At 60.5% G+C, this 17,379-nt stretch carries 10 protein-coding genes; 6 read left to right on the top strand and 4 right to left on the bottom strand.

What is annotated here, in order from left to right:
• Positions 1-18 precede the first annotated feature (18 nt).
• The 4 genes from HAD_RS05160 to HAD_RS05145 all read left to right on the top strand — a co-directional run bounded on the left by HAD_RS05160 (position 19) and on the right by HAD_RS05145 (position 7,972).
• Complete coding sequence (locus tag HAD_RS05160) at positions 19-3,153, top strand: efflux RND transporter permease subunit (protein ID WP_035569797.1); 3,135 nt, start codon at positions 19-21, stop codon at positions 3,151-3,153.
• Positions 3,150-4,547: an efflux transporter outer membrane subunit gene (locus HAD_RS05155; protein WP_035569796.1), complete on the top strand. Its 1,398-nt coding sequence runs from the start codon at positions 3,150-3,152 to the stop codon at positions 4,545-4,547. Before HAD_RS05160 ends, HAD_RS05155 begins: the two co-directional genes overlap by 4 nt.
• Before the next feature lie 195 nt (positions 4,548-4,742).
• Positions 4,743-6,332 (top strand): glycosyltransferase, encoded by a 1,590-nt coding sequence (locus HAD_RS05150; protein ID WP_051595934.1) that lies wholly within the window; start codon positions 4,743-4,745, stop codon positions 6,330-6,332.
• Between the two features lie 11 nt (positions 6,333-6,343).
• A complete protein-coding gene (locus tag HAD_RS05145; RefSeq protein ID WP_035569794.1) occupies positions 6,344-7,972 on the top strand; it encodes an HlyD family secretion protein in 1,629 nt (542 codons plus the stop codon).
• Positions 7,973-8,116: 144 nt separating this feature from the next.
• On the opposite strand, the gene HAD_RS05140 is transcribed toward HAD_RS05145, so the two are convergent.
• The 4 genes from HAD_RS05140 to HAD_RS05125 all read right to left on the bottom strand — a co-directional run bounded on the left by HAD_RS05140 (position 8,117) and on the right by HAD_RS05125 (position 15,107).
• Entirely contained in the window at positions 8,117-9,745 is a 1,629-nt protein-coding gene (locus HAD_RS05140; RefSeq protein WP_051595933.1) for a gamma-glutamyltransferase family protein, read from the bottom strand.
• A complete protein-coding gene (locus HAD_RS05135; RefSeq protein WP_162177467.1) occupies positions 9,742-10,977 on the bottom strand; it encodes a M14 family metallopeptidase in 1,236 nt (411 codons plus the stop codon). Before HAD_RS05135 ends, HAD_RS05140 begins: the two co-directional genes overlap by 4 nt.
• A gap of 90 nt (positions 10,978-11,067) precedes the next feature.
• On the bottom strand, positions 11,068-14,031 hold the full coding sequence (locus HAD_RS05130; RefSeq protein WP_035569792.1) for a TonB-dependent receptor domain-containing protein: 2,964 nt from the start codon (positions 14,029-14,031) through the stop codon (positions 11,068-11,070).
• 125 nt (positions 14,032-14,156) lie between these two features.
• Entirely contained in the window at positions 14,157-15,107 is a 951-nt protein-coding gene (locus HAD_RS05125) for a LysR substrate-binding domain-containing protein (protein WP_035569790.1), read from the bottom strand.
• Positions 15,108-15,203: 96 nt separating this feature from the next.
• Between HAD_RS05125 and HAD_RS05120 the strand changes: the two genes are divergently transcribed.
• The gene (locus HAD_RS05120) at positions 15,204-16,535 is read left to right on the top strand and encodes an aspartate aminotransferase family protein (protein WP_035569789.1); all 1,332 of its coding nucleotides are present in this window, start codon (positions 15,204-15,206) and stop codon (positions 16,533-16,535) included.
• Positions 16,532-17,368, top strand: coding sequence for a beta-keto acid cleavage family enzyme (locus HAD_RS05115; protein WP_035569787.1), 837 nt, complete (start codon positions 16,532-16,534; stop codon positions 17,366-17,368). The genes HAD_RS05120 and HAD_RS05115 overlap by 4 nt, the downstream gene beginning before the upstream one ends.
• Positions 17,369-17,379 lie beyond the last annotated feature (11 nt).

The following is a 17,379-nucleotide window of genomic DNA, read 5'->3' as shown; positions in this document are numbered from 1 at the left end:
CATACACAGGTAAGTCTGATGGCAAAGTTCTTCATCGACCGCCCGGTCTTCGCCTGGGTGATCGCGATCCTTATCATGCTTGCGGGTGGGCTCGCTCTCCGCACGCTGCCGGTCGCACAGTATCCCGACGTCGCGCCAACGACGATCAGTGTCATGGCGAACTATCCCGGTGCCTCCGCACAAGCGGTAGAAAACTCCGTTACTCAGATCATTGAGCAGCAAATGACCGGGCTGGACGGGCTGGACTATGTCAACTCGACATCCAGCTCTGATGGATCTGCGTCCCTTACGCTTGCTTTTCGTCCGGGCACGAACCCGGACATCGCCCAAGTGCAGGTGCAGAACAAGCTGTCGCTGGCGACCCCCTTCCTGCCGGAACAGGTACAGCGGCAAGGTGTGACGGTCAGCAAGGCCAGCACTGGCTTCCTCCTGATTACGTCCCTTTATTCCCCGGGCGGAACATTCGACCAGACGGACCTTGGCGATTATGTCCGCTCCAACATGTATGACACGATCAGCCGTCTGGACGGCGTCGGCAGTGTCACGGCATTCGGCTCACCCTATGCAATCCGCGTCTGGCTGAAGCCAGAAAAACTCGTCGAATACAATCTGATGCCGGGCGACGTGGTGCAGGCGATCCGTGACCAGAACGCACAGATCTCATCTGGCGCACTCGGCGGAGCCCCTTCGGTCGAAGGGCAGGAGATCAATGTCACCATTACCCTGCAATCCCTCCTCTCCTCACCAGAGCAGTTCAGGAACCTTCTCCTGCGAACAACACCGGAAGGTGGGTCTGTCCGGCTGGACGATGTCGCCGATATCGAACTGGGGGCGGAAAATTATGCCTTCATTTCCCGGTTCAACGGGTATCCGGCGACTGGCTTCGCCGTGTCGCTCGCTACGGGCGCCAACGCGCTGGATACAGCCGAGCGCGTGAAGTCCGCCGTCGAGGCGATGTCCGGCAATTTTCCGGAAGACATGGAATATGCGTTTCCGGTTGACACCACCCCCTTCATCGAAACCTCGATCCACGAAGTCCAGAAGACCCTGTTCGAAGCCATCGGGCTCGTCTTTATCGTCATCTTCGTATTCCTGCAGAGTTTCCGCGCCTCTTTCATCCCGCTGATCGCCGTACCTGTGGTTCTGCTCGGGACGTTCGCCGTCCTGCTCATAATGGGCATGTCCATCAATACGCTCACCATGTTCGCCATGGTGCTCGCCATTGGCCTCCTGGTCGATGACGCCATTGTGGTGGTCGAAAACGTCGAACGGGTGATGTCTCAGGACAAGCTGCCACCGCGAGAGGCGACCGTCCGGTCGATGGAGCAGATTACCGGCGCACTCGTCGGCATCGCTGTTGTGCTTTCGGCCGTCTTCATTCCGATGGCCTTCTTCCCGGGATCGGCAGGCGTGATCTACCGTCAGTTCTCGGTGACGATCGTTTCGGCGATGACTCTGTCAGTGCTGGTAGCGATTATCCTTTCCCCTGCCCTGTGCGCAACGATCCTCAAGCCGAGCCATGGTGAGGCTCATCCGCTGATGGCGGCCCCGGCACGTATTTTCAATAACGGGTTCGACAAGCTCTCCCAGGCCTATGAGGCCGTCGTCACGCGGGCCCTGCGCCGCAAGTCGGTCATGCTGGTCGGATTTACCGCAATCATCATCCTGACAGGGTTCGCCTTCATCCGCTTGCCCGCATCCTTCCTGCCGGATGAGGACCAGGGCAGCTACTTCACGCTCGCCCAGTTGCCGGCCAATGCCAGCCTCGAGCGGACAGCAGATGTCATGCAGGAAGTTGTCGACTATTATCAGACGAATGAAGGCGACAACGTCAGAGGTATTTTCGCGCTTGCCGGTTTCAGCTTCGCGGGACAGGGCCAGAACAACGGGATCGCCTTCGCAGCGCTGAAGGACTGGTCTGAACGGCCCGGCAAGGAAAACTCCGTGCAGGCAATTGTCGGGCGCGCGATGGGCGCACTGTCCCAGATCGAAGAAGCGCAGGTGTTCGCCATCTCGCCTCCCGCGATTCGCGAACTCGGAAACTCCAGCGGTTTCGACATGTTCCTGCAGAATGACGGACGTTACACCCACGAAGAGTTCATGAATATCCGTAACCAATTGCTGGGCATGGCGAGCCAGGATCCGCGGCTGACCGGCGTTCGTCCGAACGGTCTGGAAGACGGCCCGCAGTTCAACATTGATCTGGACTACCAGAAAGCTCAGGCGCTCGGCGTATCCATTTCGGACGCGACCAACCTGCTGTCCGTCGCTTTCGGCGGCACCTATGTAAACGACTTTATTGACCGTGGACGCATCAAGCGGGTTTATGTGCAGGGCGCTGCAGAGGACCGGATGCAACCGGACGATGTCAGTGACTGGTTTGTCCGGACAAACACCGGACAAATGGCCCCATTGGGTGAAATTGCCAGCACGAACTGGACTTACGGCCCACCGCAACTGCAGCGCTTTGACGGTGTCCCGGCTTTCAACATCCAGGGATCCGCAGCACCGGGACAAAGCTCTGGTGTTGCCATGGTGGCGATGGAGGAGCTGGTTTCGAAACTCCCGGAAGGCATCGGATATGCGTGGAGCGGTCTCAGCCGCCAGGAACGTGAATCAGGCAATCAGGCCATGGCCCTCTACGGCATCTCGGTTCTGTTTGTCTTCCTCTGTCTCGCAGCCCTGTACGAAAGCTGGACGGTTCCAATCTCGGTCCTGCTTGTTGCCCCGCTGGGTGTTGCCGGCGCCGTTGCTGGCGCCAGCTTTGCAGGTCTCTCCAATGACGTCTTCTTCCAGGTCGGCTTGTTGACCACTGTTGGGCTTGCTTCGAAAAACGCGATCCTGATCATCGAATTCGCCCGCTCTCTGGAGCAACAGGGCAAGGAACTGGTCGAGGCATCGATTGAAGCCGTGCGCTTGCGGATACGCCCGGTCCTGATGACGTCATTCGCCTTTGGCTTCGGTGTCCTGCCACTCGCGCTCAGCACGGGCGCCGGGGCAGCGGGCCGGAATGCCATCGGCATCATCGTGCTGGGAGGCGTGATTGCAGCCATGACATTCAGTCTGCTGTTTGCGCCGGTGTTCTATGTGATCGTCCGCAAACTCACCAATCGCTTTTCCGGCCCCGACAAACAAGCGGAGACCCCCGCATGAGATCCAACGCACTCCTCGCAACCGCCCTGGGCACATTGATGCTGGCCGGCTGCGTCAATCTTGCGCCCGCGTACCAGGCGGGTGATCTGCCTGTTCCGGCCGATCTGCCTGGCGCCACACCTGATGCGGCACCCGCCGCGCCCCTCCTGTGGAACGACGTGGTCACCTCGCCTGCCCTGAAGCAGGTCATCGGCATTGCGCTGGAACAGAACCGCGACCTGCGCGCCACCGCCGCCAATGTGCGTGCGGCACGGGCAAACCTGCTCGTCTCCCGCTCCGCGCTCTGGCCTGCCGTGGGGGCCAGCGCCAGTGCACAAACCGGCGACACGTTCGACGAAGGCACAACTGGCGCAAATCGCTTCGATGACAGCACCTACGGTCAGATCGGCGTCTCCGCATGGGAGCTGGATTTCTTTGGCCGGATTCGCAACCTCAACGACGCGGCCCTTCAGGCATATCTTGCGAGCGAAGAAGGCGAGCGTGCCGCAAAGATTTCCCTCGCCGGAACGGTCGCCGAAACCTGGATGCAGCTGGCTGCCGACCATGAACTCCTGAAACTCGCCAATCGCACGGCGGAGAGCCAGACCGAAAGTCTCGATCTGACGCGGGAATTGTTTGCAGCCGGAACCGCCAGCGAACTGGATGTGCGCCGCGCCTCCGCATCCGTTGCGCGGGCACAGGCGCAGGCGGCCCAGTATGAGGCGGCGGTACGCCGGGACGTCAACGCCCTGCAATTGCTTGTTGGCGCTCCGCTGCCCACTGCGATTCTGGGCGAGGTCAGCCTCCTCCCTGCCCCGGTCGCGCTGAACCTGCCCGTCGGCCAGTCTTCTCTTGTCCTGCTGGAAAGACCGGACGTGCGCGCCGCGGAAGCCCGCCTGCGAGCGTCCAATGCAAATATCGGCGCCGCCCGGGCTGCCTATTTCCCAAGCATTTCATTGACGGGAGGTGTCGGTGCAGCCAGCGGCTCACTCGATGACCTTTTCAATGGCGACGGATCGACCGGATGGACCTTCACACCCGCCATCGACCTGCCGATTTTTGACTTTGACCGGCGGCGCGGAAATCTGGACGCCGCCCGCGCAGATGCCGATGCCGCCCTTGCGACTTATCAGAGTACGATCCAGCAGGCTTTCCGGGAAGTCGCCGATGCTGCTGCGATTGCCGACACGATTGACCGGCGCCTGAATGCCCTCCAACAGCTTGCGGAGGATACGCAGGTCACGTTTGAGCTGTCCGGAGAACGGTTCAAATCCGGTCTTGATGGATACCTGACGGTCCTCGATGCCCAGCGTGAATACTATAGCGCCCAGCAACAGCTGATCCAGGCGAATCTCGAAAACAGTCTGAACAGCATCGCCCTCTACAAAGCACTGGGCACCTGGAGCGAAGAATAAGGAAAACAGGTGCTGACTGGTAAGGCAGGCAGACCCTTCCGAACCCGTCTCCGAAATTGAAGACCGGGCGCGGGAGCCTCGCCCCTGAAGCCCGTTTCGCCCGTCCGCCCCAGCCCATCGCAACCAGGAACGGAACACAATATAAATAATAATGCCGGACAAGCTTCTGAGCTTGTAGAATAAACGGTGTTTTAAATGCGTTCAGAGGCAACTTCCCTTCCTGCGCCATGGAGTGACGCAACAGGGTGGCTGGCCGACGGTGTCAAACGGGCGGGCAATGAAGTCCGGCGCCTTTATGTGGCGTTTGCAACGTATTCCCTGAGTTGGTCCGTTTACGTCACAGCATTCCTGTTCCTGCTTGCCGTGACCCTGTCGCAATCGCCCGTGCACGGGATAGATCATATCGTCTGGCCACTGGGATTCATCGCAACCTGGCGATATGGCTGGCAGCTGACACATTTTTTGCGGGCGGAGCACTACAGGAACAAGGTCTTTCCCCGATTACGCCGGCAGGCCACGACGGTCGCTGCCGATCCCTCGACACTGCCGGAACATGTCGGTGTCGTTGTGACCTCCTATCAGATGTCGGCGTCGGAAAATTTTGGCGTCTACTCTTCCCTGTTTCAGGAACTTGCCGCCTACGGTGTGCCGGCCACAGTGGTGGCCTCGGTGACCGATGACGGAGATGCCCGCCTCATCCACCAGATCTTCAACGAGGCAAAGCTGCCGGGACATATCGATCTCATCACCCAGCTCCAGGCCGGAACCGGGAAGCGCGACGCAATGGCTGCTGCGCTGCGAGCCCTGCAGCGCAGCAATGAAACCGGCGAAGGCATCGTCGTCCTCATGGATGGCGATACCGTCGTCACACCCGGCCTGATGGAGAAGACCTGTCCCTTCTTCACCATGATGCCGGACCTGGCTGCCCTCACGGTCAACAACGCGGCTGAAGTACGTGGCGGCGCCCTGGCGCAGACCTGGTACGCCATGCGATTTGCGCTGCGAAATCTGTATATGAGTTCGCTGAGCCTCTCCCGCCGGGTTCTGTGCCTGACCGGGCGGTTCTCGGTCTTCCGCGCAAGTGTCGCACTGGACACAGCATTTGTGGACCGCCTGCAGCTGGACATTCTGAACCATTGGCGGCTTGGGAAACTCCCGATGCTGACGGGTGATGACAAGTCGACCTGGTATCATTGCCTCAAGGACGGATGGGCAATGATCTACCTGCCCGACACCTATGTCAGTTGCATGGAAGAATTGCCGAAAGGCGGCTTCCTGAATGCATCCGCTCAGCTGATGCAGCGCTGGTTCGGCAACATGCTCCGCAATTCCGACCGGGCGATCGCGCTGGGACCCCGGCGTATGGGGCTGTTTACCTGGTGGTGCCTCGTGGACCAGCGCCTCAGCATGTGGACCAGCCTGACCGGCCCGATCTTCCTCGCCTTCTTTTTGCTGCAGGGCCAATGGGTCGCACTTCCGGCTTATCTGTCCATCGTGCTGGCGACGCGGTTCATCCAGACCGTCAATGTCGCGCACCAGGGCGGCCTTGCTTCACCGTTCGTGCCTTTGCTCCTTTTGCATCAGCAATTCGTGGGCTCGTTCATCAAGATCCAGGTCTTGTTCCATCTCGATCGGCAGAAATGGACACGACAGAATATCGATTCAGGCACCGCGGCCGTCCACCAGTTGCGGACATCGATTCATGGAGACTGGCTCAAGGGCCTGGTTATTACGATCTTCATTTGTTCAATGATAACTTTTGCAGCCATCGCCGCCAGAACCTGACCCGGAATACTATGAGCGCAAACAAACGCCCCGAAGACGCACAACCGAACAAGCCTGCCGAAAAGGCAGAGGCGGGAGACTTCGTATCGCTTGGAGATGCGATGGAGGCAGCCGGGCGCGATAAACGCAAGTATCCGCGCTATTCCGCGCCTCTGACCATAGAGATCAACGGTCACGCCTATCCGGCTCTTGATTGGTCTCTCAGCGGTTTCAGGATCGGCGAAGTGCGTCAACTTGCGCTGGCAGGAGAGAAGGTCCGGGCGACGGTCTCTGTCCAAATCTCGGATTTCGAATTCAAGTTTGAGACGCATGCAGAGCTTCTGAGGCTTTATCCGGAGAAGCGGGAAGCTGCCTTCACATTCTCGGGTCTGACTCCTGAAGAGGTGCGTGCACTGGGGTTCATTTCCAGCGCACATTTGTCGGGTAAACTCAAAAACGTCGATGGTGTGCTCCGCAATGTCAGCGCAGGCGCATCATCTGCGACCAGCGAGGAAGAGGTCGACCACGTCCTTCGGATCGGCCGGCGCAAGGTATTTGTCCGACGGGGCATCTTCGCGCTTCTGGCGGTGCTGGCCTTGTTGAGTGCCAGAGCCTCGATCCTGGCCATGACAAGCGTCAGCAGTGTTGCCGCATGGGTGGACACGCAGCTGATCGAGATCAGTGCGCCGGAGCCATCGGTCGTGAAGAATATCCTTGCCGACGAAGGCACACAGGTGACGCCGGGCGAAACGATCGCGACCTTGTCAAACCGGCCACTCGAAGCTGAGCTTGCAGACGCCGAAGCCAACAAACGTGTCATGGAGGTTCGGCTGGAGGGTCTGCATGCTATCCTCGACGGCCGTAGCGGCATGTTGGAAACGGAATCGTCGCAGGCGGTCCGAGCCCTCCGGAAGGCACAAGCTCGCCGGGATGAATTGCAGCAATCACTCTCGGCAGCCATGGCCGAGGTGGAAAAGCTGAGGTCGGTCTCCACACCCGGTCTGGTCCCCCTCAGCACCCGTACAAATGCGGAACAGGCAGTAGCGGAGATTACCGAGCGTATCGGTCAGGCTGAACGCGATGTTGAAGATGCACGGTCGCGACTCAGTGCAGCGCGGTCGGGCTACTTCACCGGCAATGCCAGAGCAACGGGATATGAACCGGCGACCCTGCAGGTGACCATTCGCGAAACCGAACAGGAAATTGCCGCAGCCGAGGTCAAAATTGACGGGCTCAGAAGCCGGCTCGATGAGCTGTCAGTCGTCAGCCCCTGTAATTGCCGTGTGTCTGAAATCATCCTCCAGCCGGGTGAGCGTGTGACGGCGCACGAGCCGCTCATGCGCCTTGAGGCGATCGGAGAAACGCGCATGGTCTCGGCGTTTGTGACCCATGCAGGTGCAAGACGCCTGAAGGTCGGCCAGCGCGTCAGCGTGAGGCTGGCCGATGGCCGGCGGGACCAGAACGCGACGATCGCCGATATCAGCACGACGATCCAGCTATCGAGCGAAAACAAGCTTTACAGCCGGGACCTCAACCCTGAGCGATATGCCCAGCTGAGCATCCGGCTGTCGGAGGAATATGCCGATGCGCCCGGCGCGGCCGTTGAAACAACGATCCACCGGCCCCTGCTTCGCTGGCTGGCCGAGATTTTCCGCTTCTAGCTGGCGGTGCCGACAGACGAAAGCGCGCGCATCTCCATTCTCGCAGCCGAGCAGTTCCCGGGCTCCGATCTGTCCACACGGCTCAGGCCAAGCGGCCTCGCACTGTGAAAAAGCAGCCCTCACCCCGCCTGCCTTACGCCTGTTCTACCTGTCGCCTGCGTATCCAACAGTCCCGTCCCGGCGCGGGTCAGCAGCGCCGCGCCAGCCGCCCTCTTCCAGCGCGATGGCGTGGACACCGCCGAAATATGCGTTCAGGCCGTTCTGAATGAGGTCTGTCTGAGGATTGGCAAGGTCGAACCCCAGAGCATCGACATCCAGGCCTTCCACCATCTGCTCGACATAGGCATTGTCGCGCCCATCCTTGCGGTCGATCACAACGTGAACGCGCGGGGCTGCGACCGCCGTCTCGATGCCTTCATCGACATCCACCCAGTGGCTGATCACCTGGGTCACAGCTGAAATGATCCGTGCACTGCCGGGGCTGCCCAGGACCAGAACGGGCTGACCGTCCTTTGAGACAATGCTGGTACTCATGGAAGAATACGGCATGGCATGCGACGCGAGAGAGAAGGTCTCGCCCGGTGCCAGCTCAAATGTCTGCATGTAGTTGTTGTAAAGGAACCCAAGTTCCGGGCTGGCCGCGCGAGAGCCAAAATAGGAATCGATGCTCGATGTGACGGAGACCGCCATACCGTCCTTGTCCACAACGGAGAAGTGGGTTGTCTCGCCATGATCCCGGTCTTCTAGAAGAGCCACGGCTGTCGCCTTGTCGATACGGTGGGACATGTCCGCGCCGAAAGACACAAGGTCAAGTTCAGGATTTTCCGCGCGGGAGGTGTGCGCAATATCGAGCGCGACCAGGAGCGCCGCGGCGCGGGTCGCATCTGCCTCATCCAGGTCTTCAGCCTGCGTCTGCTCCAGAAGATTCAAGGCCTGTAGCACAACCCAGCCACCAGCTGGCGGCGGAAGCGTGGAAACTTCAAAACCACGATAGGAGGTTGTCAGCGGCGCCATCACGACCGGATCTGGCGTACTGGCAAGGTCTTCCAGCGTGATCCATCCGCCATTGGCCGCCATGTCTTCCGCGATCTTTGCGGCGATCTCGCCGGTATAGAAGTCGTCTGCGCCGGCCTCAGCGAGGCGCCGGAGCGTCGCGGCAAGGACAGGTTGGCGCAAGACATCTCCGAGCTGTGGCAGGGTACCATCCGGATTGAGAAAAAGCCGGGCGACCGTCTGATTGGCGCGCACGTCAGTCTCGTGGCGTGAATAGACCCGCGCCCGGAATGAACCGATGACGAAACCAGCATCTGCATACCGGATGGCTGGCGCCAGCGTGTCTGCCCAGGAAACGTTTCCGCTGCCATAATTGCGCATGGCGAAGTCCATGACTTTCACCGTGGACGGAACGGTTGTCGCGGAATAGCTGGTCTTGAGATCCTGTTCCGCAACCACGTCCGGAATACCGGCAGGGGCAAATGACGTTCCGTTGATGACGATGGCCGGCTCGCCCGGTTTCTGAAGCACGATCTGAGTCTGCCCGCCAAGGCCGGACATTGCCGGTTCGGTCACGCCCAGCGCAAACTGGACCGCTGCGGCGGCATCGATTGCGTTGCCACCGCGCTCAAGGATTTCCACGCCAGCAGCGGTCGCCTCGGGCGAGGCCGACGAAACGACCCCATAGGTGAGCTGTGGAGCAGACGCGGAGGTGGCACACGCCGCAAGGAACAGGCACGTGACCGTACCGGAGACAGCGAGGGGGCGGGCAAACTTCATTTCGGGATTTCTCCATCCTGGGCATCATCGGGTTGGTCCGGCGGTCCTTCCAAGAGGAGCCGCATGGTGATTTCTGCACTCAGCCGGGCTCTGGACAGCACTGCCTCAAGCGGCACAGCATCACCGACTTCATACGTTATAGTGGGGATCGCATAGGTCTCGTGAAACCAGTTCTTGGCGACGCTGCTGCCGGCATTGTGCCCCTGCACGCGCGCCGGCGCATCCTCACCAAGCACCTCGGCCAGGCTGGCATGAAAGGCCCCGGGAAACCAGTTGCGGTCTCCTTCGCCTTCATCCGGCGAAGTGTACAGGACGCTGTTCCAGGTGCCGTGAAAATCAAGCAAGGCGATGGGGAAAACCCGGCCGTCGATCCATTCCTTAAAGCTGCGGGTCTCGGCCTGTGTAAACGGCCCCCAGTCGCGGTTCACATCGACGCCGCGCGAATTGTGCCGCCAGTGACCTTCGGCAATCCCGTCCGGATTGATTACCGGACCGAGAACGACGCGGAACTGTTCGCGAAACGCGCGGGCAAGCATATCGTCTTCGAGCAGACGCTCGACAAAACTCTCCATCGCGATTGCGCCGCGCACTTCAGGGGGGTGTTGCCCACCAGTCAGGATGAGTGCGGGCTTGTCCTCAGCGCCAAATTCCAGCCCTTCGAGCGATCTCCCCTGCTCGGAAGTGCCGTATCGCGTGCGGGTGACGCCGGGCATGGCCGCGATCCCGTCGATCCACGCCTGGCGATCTGCCAGGTTTCTGCGCGGCTGTGCGCTGATAAGTGTCGTACCCGGAGCGATGTCCAGTCCAAAGCGTGCCCGATCCGTGTCCGCGCCTTCGACCATATCGATCGTGCGCCAGGTCTGCCCGCCATCACTGCTGATATGCGGTGCGTAGCGGTGGCGTCCGTGCGCATAGGCCAGTGTCAGGTCGAGATGGGTCTGAGTGTCGCTTGTCAGGCTGAACGCGTACCAGCTGCTCGGATTGATCGGCGCGTCTTCCGGATGGATATACAATGTAAAAGTCTCTGGGCCATCGCGACGGCAGCCATTGAGGCGGCCCGTCCCGATGGATCCATCAAAGCGGAGGGACTCATAGGCACAGACCGGTCCGAGCTGAAAGGCTCCGATACTTTCAGGCCCGGACGAGCCTGCCGTCACACAACCCGCGGCCAGCGCAAGTCCGAAAAGGCTGCCGATGGTCCGCAGTAATACTGAAGGCGTCAGCATGGCCATGGAGGTACCTCTCTCCGAACGGACAACGAACATGCGTAAAGGTGTCCGGCCGGGATCGCGTCACCCCGGCCGAACCTGTCTCCAATCCCCTTAGAAGGTTTTGGAAAGCTGCAGATAGACGACACGCCCTTCTACCGAGTAGAGGCCGGAGAGATAGCCAGCGGATTCGTCTGCTTTCGGAGGAAGCTCGTCGAACAGATTGCGCACGCCCAGCCGGACATCGCCGCCTGACAGGATGCTGCCCTCTCCTTCGAAACCGTAACCGACATATCCGTTGACGCTCGTCCAGCTATCCACTTCCCAGACATCTCCGGTGTCATCATTGGTGGCACTGCTGTCATAGACATCCGAAACATAGCGCAACTGGGCGCCGGCTTTCCATGGGCCATTGTTCCAGCGGGCGAACAGGCTGCCCCGCCATTCCGGATTGCCATTGCGGCGCAACTCATCGAACACGGATCCGTCGCGCGTTTCCTCATAGGTTTCGATCTTTGTCGCCGACGCGCCGATTGCGAAATCGCCGAGCGAATTGGTATCGAAATCATAGGACGCCGCAATATCGTAGCCGGCAACCTCGCGCCCATCGAGATTGACGTATCCGTCGATCACGTAGAGCACTTCACCAACGGCCATGCGCTGGTCGGAAGGATTCGCCAGATTGTAGGCTGCGAAGGCGTCGATATCCTCCTGCGTCAGTCCACCCCGGATAACATTCGGGCTACCTGCTCCACCGGCGATCAGGCTGGCAAAGTCGTCATCCAGAAGACGGTCGACGCCGAGCGTTGTGATCGCATTGGTGGTTTCGACACTCCAGTAGTCGAGCGAGACGCGCAGGCCGTCGAGCGGCCCCTCCACCGGCTGGAAGATAACGCCGAGAACGCGGCTTTCGCTCTCTTCAGCTTCCAGGTCAGGATTACCCTCGCGGACCGATGGGCGATACGTATCGCCAACATCATTCGGCGTACCGACGACGTCCTCACGATACAGGTCGGCATCACCCTGGTTCCGGCGGGTGATCGTGCCCTGATTGATCTGGACGAGGTTCGGCGCCCGGAAGCCTTCGCCATAAGCTGCCCGAACAGAAAGCCCCGGCGTCAGGAACCAGTGACCGGAGATCTTCGGATTGAATGTGTCGCCGAAGTCTGAGGAGTCCTCGAACCGGGCTGCCAGCTGGAGGTCGAGAGCATAGATGCCCGGCACGCGGTTGCCCTCACCGACAATCGGGATAGACAGTTCCGTGAAGGCCGACCAGACGTCCCGGTCGCCGCTGAAGTCGCGGGTCGCCGACACGCCGACAAGATCGCTCTCGTCCGGAATGGCGCCATTCGTGAACTGAATTGTGCCATCGAGACGCGGATCGCTGTCTTCAGAAATCTCCTCGCTGCGATAATCGATACCCACCGCGATGCCGACATCGCCGCCCGGAAGTGAGAAGAGGTCGTCACGGGTTGCCTTCGCATCCCACGTCAGCAGTGATGATTCGCCGTAGCGCACCGAACTCACGCGGACCGCCTGAAGGACGCTTGCGGAGTTCACATCGGGGCCGCCGAACGGATTGAAGGCATCCGGCGTGCTGAGGGAGATCTGGTCCTGCAGCAGCGTTTTTGAAATCCGGTTGAATTCCTCATCGCGTGCCGTGGCTTCGGAATAGCCGAGCGCCGTTTCGACGTTCCAGCCGCTCCAGTCCCAGCGTGCACCACCGAGCAGGCGGTAAAGGTCCTGCTCCACCTTGATGATCCGCGGACCCATTTCCAGCGGCCGATAGCCCTGGATCACAATGTCGAGCCCTTCCGCAGGCGCATTAATATCCGGCAGGCGGTTCGGGCTGCCAACAGCGCCGAACGGGTTGTAGTAGTTCGAAGCCGGCACAATGATCAGCGCGAGCGACTGGTCGAACGGGCCGGCTGCGCGCTGGGTGGTCGAATCCGACTCGTAGTACATGGCCTCGCCGAACAGCTCGACCCCGCTATTAAGCTCATGCGAGAAAGTCGCGGCGAGGTTAAAGCGGGTCGAGTCCGGGATCAGGCGCTGCGATTCGGCGAAATTGTAGCGCAGATCGCGGTCCTGCGAGCCATCGTCAATCGACACACCGCCGCCAATGGAGGCGCGGCTGCCCGGAAAATCATCCGGCTGCATATGGAACACGCCGGATGACGTAGTCAGGTTGGTGCCGTCTTGAGCAACGGCCGTTCCGTCAAATGTGCCGTCCGGATTGAGGACGCCCACCTGGAAGCGGCCATAGGGACCGATCGTCGACCGGTTGTCGAACTGCGTATCACCCTGCCAGGCTTCCGGCAGCATGTCGCGCCGGTCGAGATTGCAATTCCATTCGCTGACATCGCACGCCTCGACCGGGTCACGGCCATAGTAGCTGCCGCCGATGGTCAGGTGCGTCCGGCCGCCATTGAACTCGAAGCCGGTACGGCCGCCGATCGAATACTCAGCAAAATCGGTCTCAGTCGATGCACCATACTGGGTGGTGATGTAGGTTTCATCATAATCACCGAACAGCGACAGGTTCACGACGCCCGCAATTGCATCGGAACCATAAAGGGCCGATGCGCCGTCGCGCAGCACTTCGACCCGCTCGATCAGTGTCGAGGGAACGGTGTTCACGTTGAAGAAGGTCACCGGAACGCCGTCGACTGCTTCGGACTGCGGGTGACCCGTGATGCGGCGGCCATTGACGAGAACCAGCGACCGGCCTGATCCCAGGCCGCGCAGATTGATGCCGGTGACATCGCCGCGAGCTCCGTTTGTGCCGGTGTTCCCGTCGGTGAATTCGATGTCGCCGACAGACGGAATGTTCACCAGCAGGTCGCCGGTAGACAAGGCGCCGGTGACATCCAGTTCTTCGCGATTCAGAACGGTGACCGGTAGCGCGCCGGAGTCTCCCACGCCCTGAATGTATGAGCCGACGACGACAATCTTGTCCTCGACGCGCGTTTCCTCTCCGGTTGGAGTTGTACCGGTTTCCTGTGCCACCGCAGTCAGCGCCGAACCGGCCACGCCGGCAACGAGCAATGCACGCAGTGCTGGTCTTACAATCTTCATTTTTGTGGATCCTTCCCCGCATTAAGTCTGTCGAGGCCGGCCCTGCTCTTTTCGTATCCGGGGCACGTCCTATCACGGACACCCATAACTCAAGACAAACGAATAGAAAATCTTATTCGTTTTAGTTATATATCCATATCCGGATTTATGGCTGACCGGTCGAGGAAGCTCGCATGCTTCTCATCAAGCACCTCGGCGAATGCATCGACGAACCGCCTTGTGTTTACAGGCAATCCGCGCGCGAGCGGGTAGATAGCGGTCACCGGCAGGGACAAGCTCGCATCGAAACGGCGAAGATCAACGGCGGGATTATTCTGCGCATGACCGACTGCGGTCATCGCATCGACAATGGCAAGCCCGCCTCCACGCTCGGCGAGCGCACAGGCGATTCCATAAGTCTGGACTCGTATCTGGGTATCCAGGGTCAGTCCGAGTTCGCGAGCCTTCTCTGCGAGCAGCCGGCCGAGCGGTTCGCTCTCATGCAGGCTGATGACTGGCAGGGACGCCAGATCCTCGAGGCCAATCTCTTCCGGGTAATTGTCGAGGACGCCACGCTTGGCGACGCATGCAAGCGAAACTGAGCCGATCTCTACAGATCCCACCGGCGATTCTGCCCCTTCGGCCCCGAAGGTGAAACCGACATCGAAGCCAAAACTCTTGCGGGAAATGGTATCGAGGATAGCCCCCGAATGGTGGGTGGAGATGTCGAACAGGCTTCGCGGCTGCAATTCGCGGAATCGTGAGACGGCTTCCGGCAGCACTTGCAGGCCAAGGGCGGGCGTTGCGGTCACCCGCAGCTTGCTGTCCTCGCCGTGGCGTAGTCTGCGCGCGAACGACCGCACATCCTGCAATGCCTCACGGGCCCGCTCGGCCTCCTGCAGAAGCGCCCGCGCTTCCTCGGTTGGCTGCAGCCGGCCCTTGATCCGGTCGAACAGCAAATAGCCGAGGTCATACTCCATTGTCTGTAGTGTCTTGGACACGGAGGGCTGCGAGAGCCCGAGCCGCTCGGCCGCGCCACTGACGCTGCCCGCCATCATAATCGCGTGGAAGACTTCGACCTGCCGGTAGCTGAGCATATCACACCATAACCAATATCTATACATATGGAAATTTCTTGTATTTGACGAATACCTGGTCCTGAGCCTATGTCCAGCCAAATCAGGGAGGTAGCCATGACATCCATATTTCACCGTTCACCCGGCGCTTCGCTGCCGACGGCCATTGGCGGCCAGGGAGTCTGGCTGGAAGCCTCGAATGGCCGGCGTTATCTGGACGCGTCCGGCGGCGCCGCTGTATCTGCGCTGGGGCACGGCCATCCGCGTGTGATTGAAGCGATCCGCGAGCAAGCGTCGAAAATGGCGTTTGCCCACACGGCCTTTTTCACCAATGAACCCAGTGAGCAGCTGGCCGAGTTTCTGGCGAACCGCGCGCCCATCAACGCGCCCCGGGTCATGTTCTGCTCCGGAGGATCTGAAGCAACGGAAGCGGCCCTCAAGCTCGCCCGCGCCTATCATGTCGCGCGCGGAGAGCCATCCAGGTCCGTCTTCATCTCCCGCAATCAGAGCTATCATGGCGCGACCATCGGCGCGCTTTCGGTCAGCGGAAATCCCGGACGGCGCGCACCTTATCTCGACATTCTCGCACCTTGCCGGTTCATTGATCCGTGCTACGCCTATCGCCACCAGTATGCAGACGAAACGCCGGAAGCCTATGGCCGCCGGGCCGCTGACAAGCTGGAAGCGGAAATTCTCGCGGCAGGCCCCGAAAATGTCGCCGCTTTCATTGCAGAACCGGTTGTCGGCGCGACCCTCGGCGCCGTAACCGCAGCGCCAGGTTATTTCCAGCGCATCTCGGAAATCTGCCGGACCTATGGCGTCCTGTTCATTGCGGATGAAGTGATGTGCGGCATGGGACGAACAGGCTCCCTATTTGCCGTGGAGCAGGAAAATGTCCGCCCGGATATCATCACCATGGCGAAAGGACTGGGCGGCGGTTACCAGCCCATCGGCGCCGTGCTGGCCTCTGGCGAGGTTTACGATGCGATCGTTTCTGGCCCCGGCTATTTCGAGCACGGACACACCTATATCGGCCATGCGACCGCCTGCGCAGCCGCCCTTGCCGTTCAACGGACTATTGAAGAGGAGAGCCTGCTTGAGCACATCCTCGAATTACATCCTGTGCTCGTGGATCTGCTCCATCAGGCGCTTGGCCCGACGGGCATGATCGGGGAGATTCGCGGCCGCGGCCTCCTGATCGGGGTCGAGCTTGTTCGCGATACAGCAACCAAGACCCCCTTCCCGCCCGAGATGAAGCTGGCCGCCGCCATCAAAAAGGCCGCCATGGCGCAAGACCTGATCGTCTATCCAAATTCCGGCTGCGTTGATGGACGATCCGGCGATCACATCCTGATCGCCCCGCCTTACATCGCAGAACGGTCAGACCTCGAACAAGTCGCGTCCCGTCTCGCCCGCGCCATATCCACCGTCCTGGCGGAAGTGGCATGACCAATCGCCGCCTGATCGGCGTGGCCCCGAATGGCGCCCGCCGTACGCAAGCTGACCATCCTGCACTTCCGATCCTGCCTGAAGAGATTGCGCAAACCGCCCGGGAGATCGTTGCGGCAGGCGCAGGCCTCCTGCACCTTCATGTCCGTGATGAGGCGGGCGGGCACAGCCTGGACCCGACCCGCTATCAGGACGCTGTGTCGGCGATCCGGGACGCTGTCGGTGACCAGCTGGTCGTTCAAATCACGACAGAGGCGTGCGGGATCTACAGCCGGGATGAACAGATCGACACGGTCGAAGCCGTGCGTCCGGAAGCCTGCTCTGTCGCCCTCCGGGAGCTCTGCCCAAGCGATCAGGCTGACGACGTGCAGACATACGCGCAATTCCTCTCGGATTGTCAGCGCGAAGGCATCGCATTGCAGCATATCCTGTATGATGAAGCAGACCTCCGGCGCTTCCGCCATTTTTGGTCGGAAGGTGTCGTGCCGGAGGCCCACCCCTTCATTCTTCTGGTCATCGGGCGCTACACACCGCACCCCGAGGACTGGCAACGGGACTTCCTCAAACTGATGGGCGCCCTTCACACCGAGGGCGAAGCCCTGCCGGACTGGGCGGTTTGCGGGTTCGGGACGGCGCAGATTTCCATCCTGGCGGCCGCTGCTGCTTTGGGCGGGCATGTGCGAGTCGGTTTCGAAAATGGTCTGAACCGCCCCGATGGCACTCTTGCGCAAGACAATGCGGATCTTGTCAGCATGTGCGCTGCGGCGTTCAGGAATCTCGGCCTGACACCCATGTCAGCCGCTGATGCGCGCCGCATGGCGAATTTCCCCTAATACCCCCACGC

Source organism: Hyphomonas adhaerens MHS-3, from assembly GCF_000685235.1.
Classification (GTDB): Bacteria; Pseudomonadota; Alphaproteobacteria; order Caulobacterales; family Hyphomonadaceae; genus Hyphomonas; species Hyphomonas adhaerens.
Note: the sequence above shows the minus strand (reverse complement) of the source record. Positions and strands in the feature narration are given on the sequence as shown.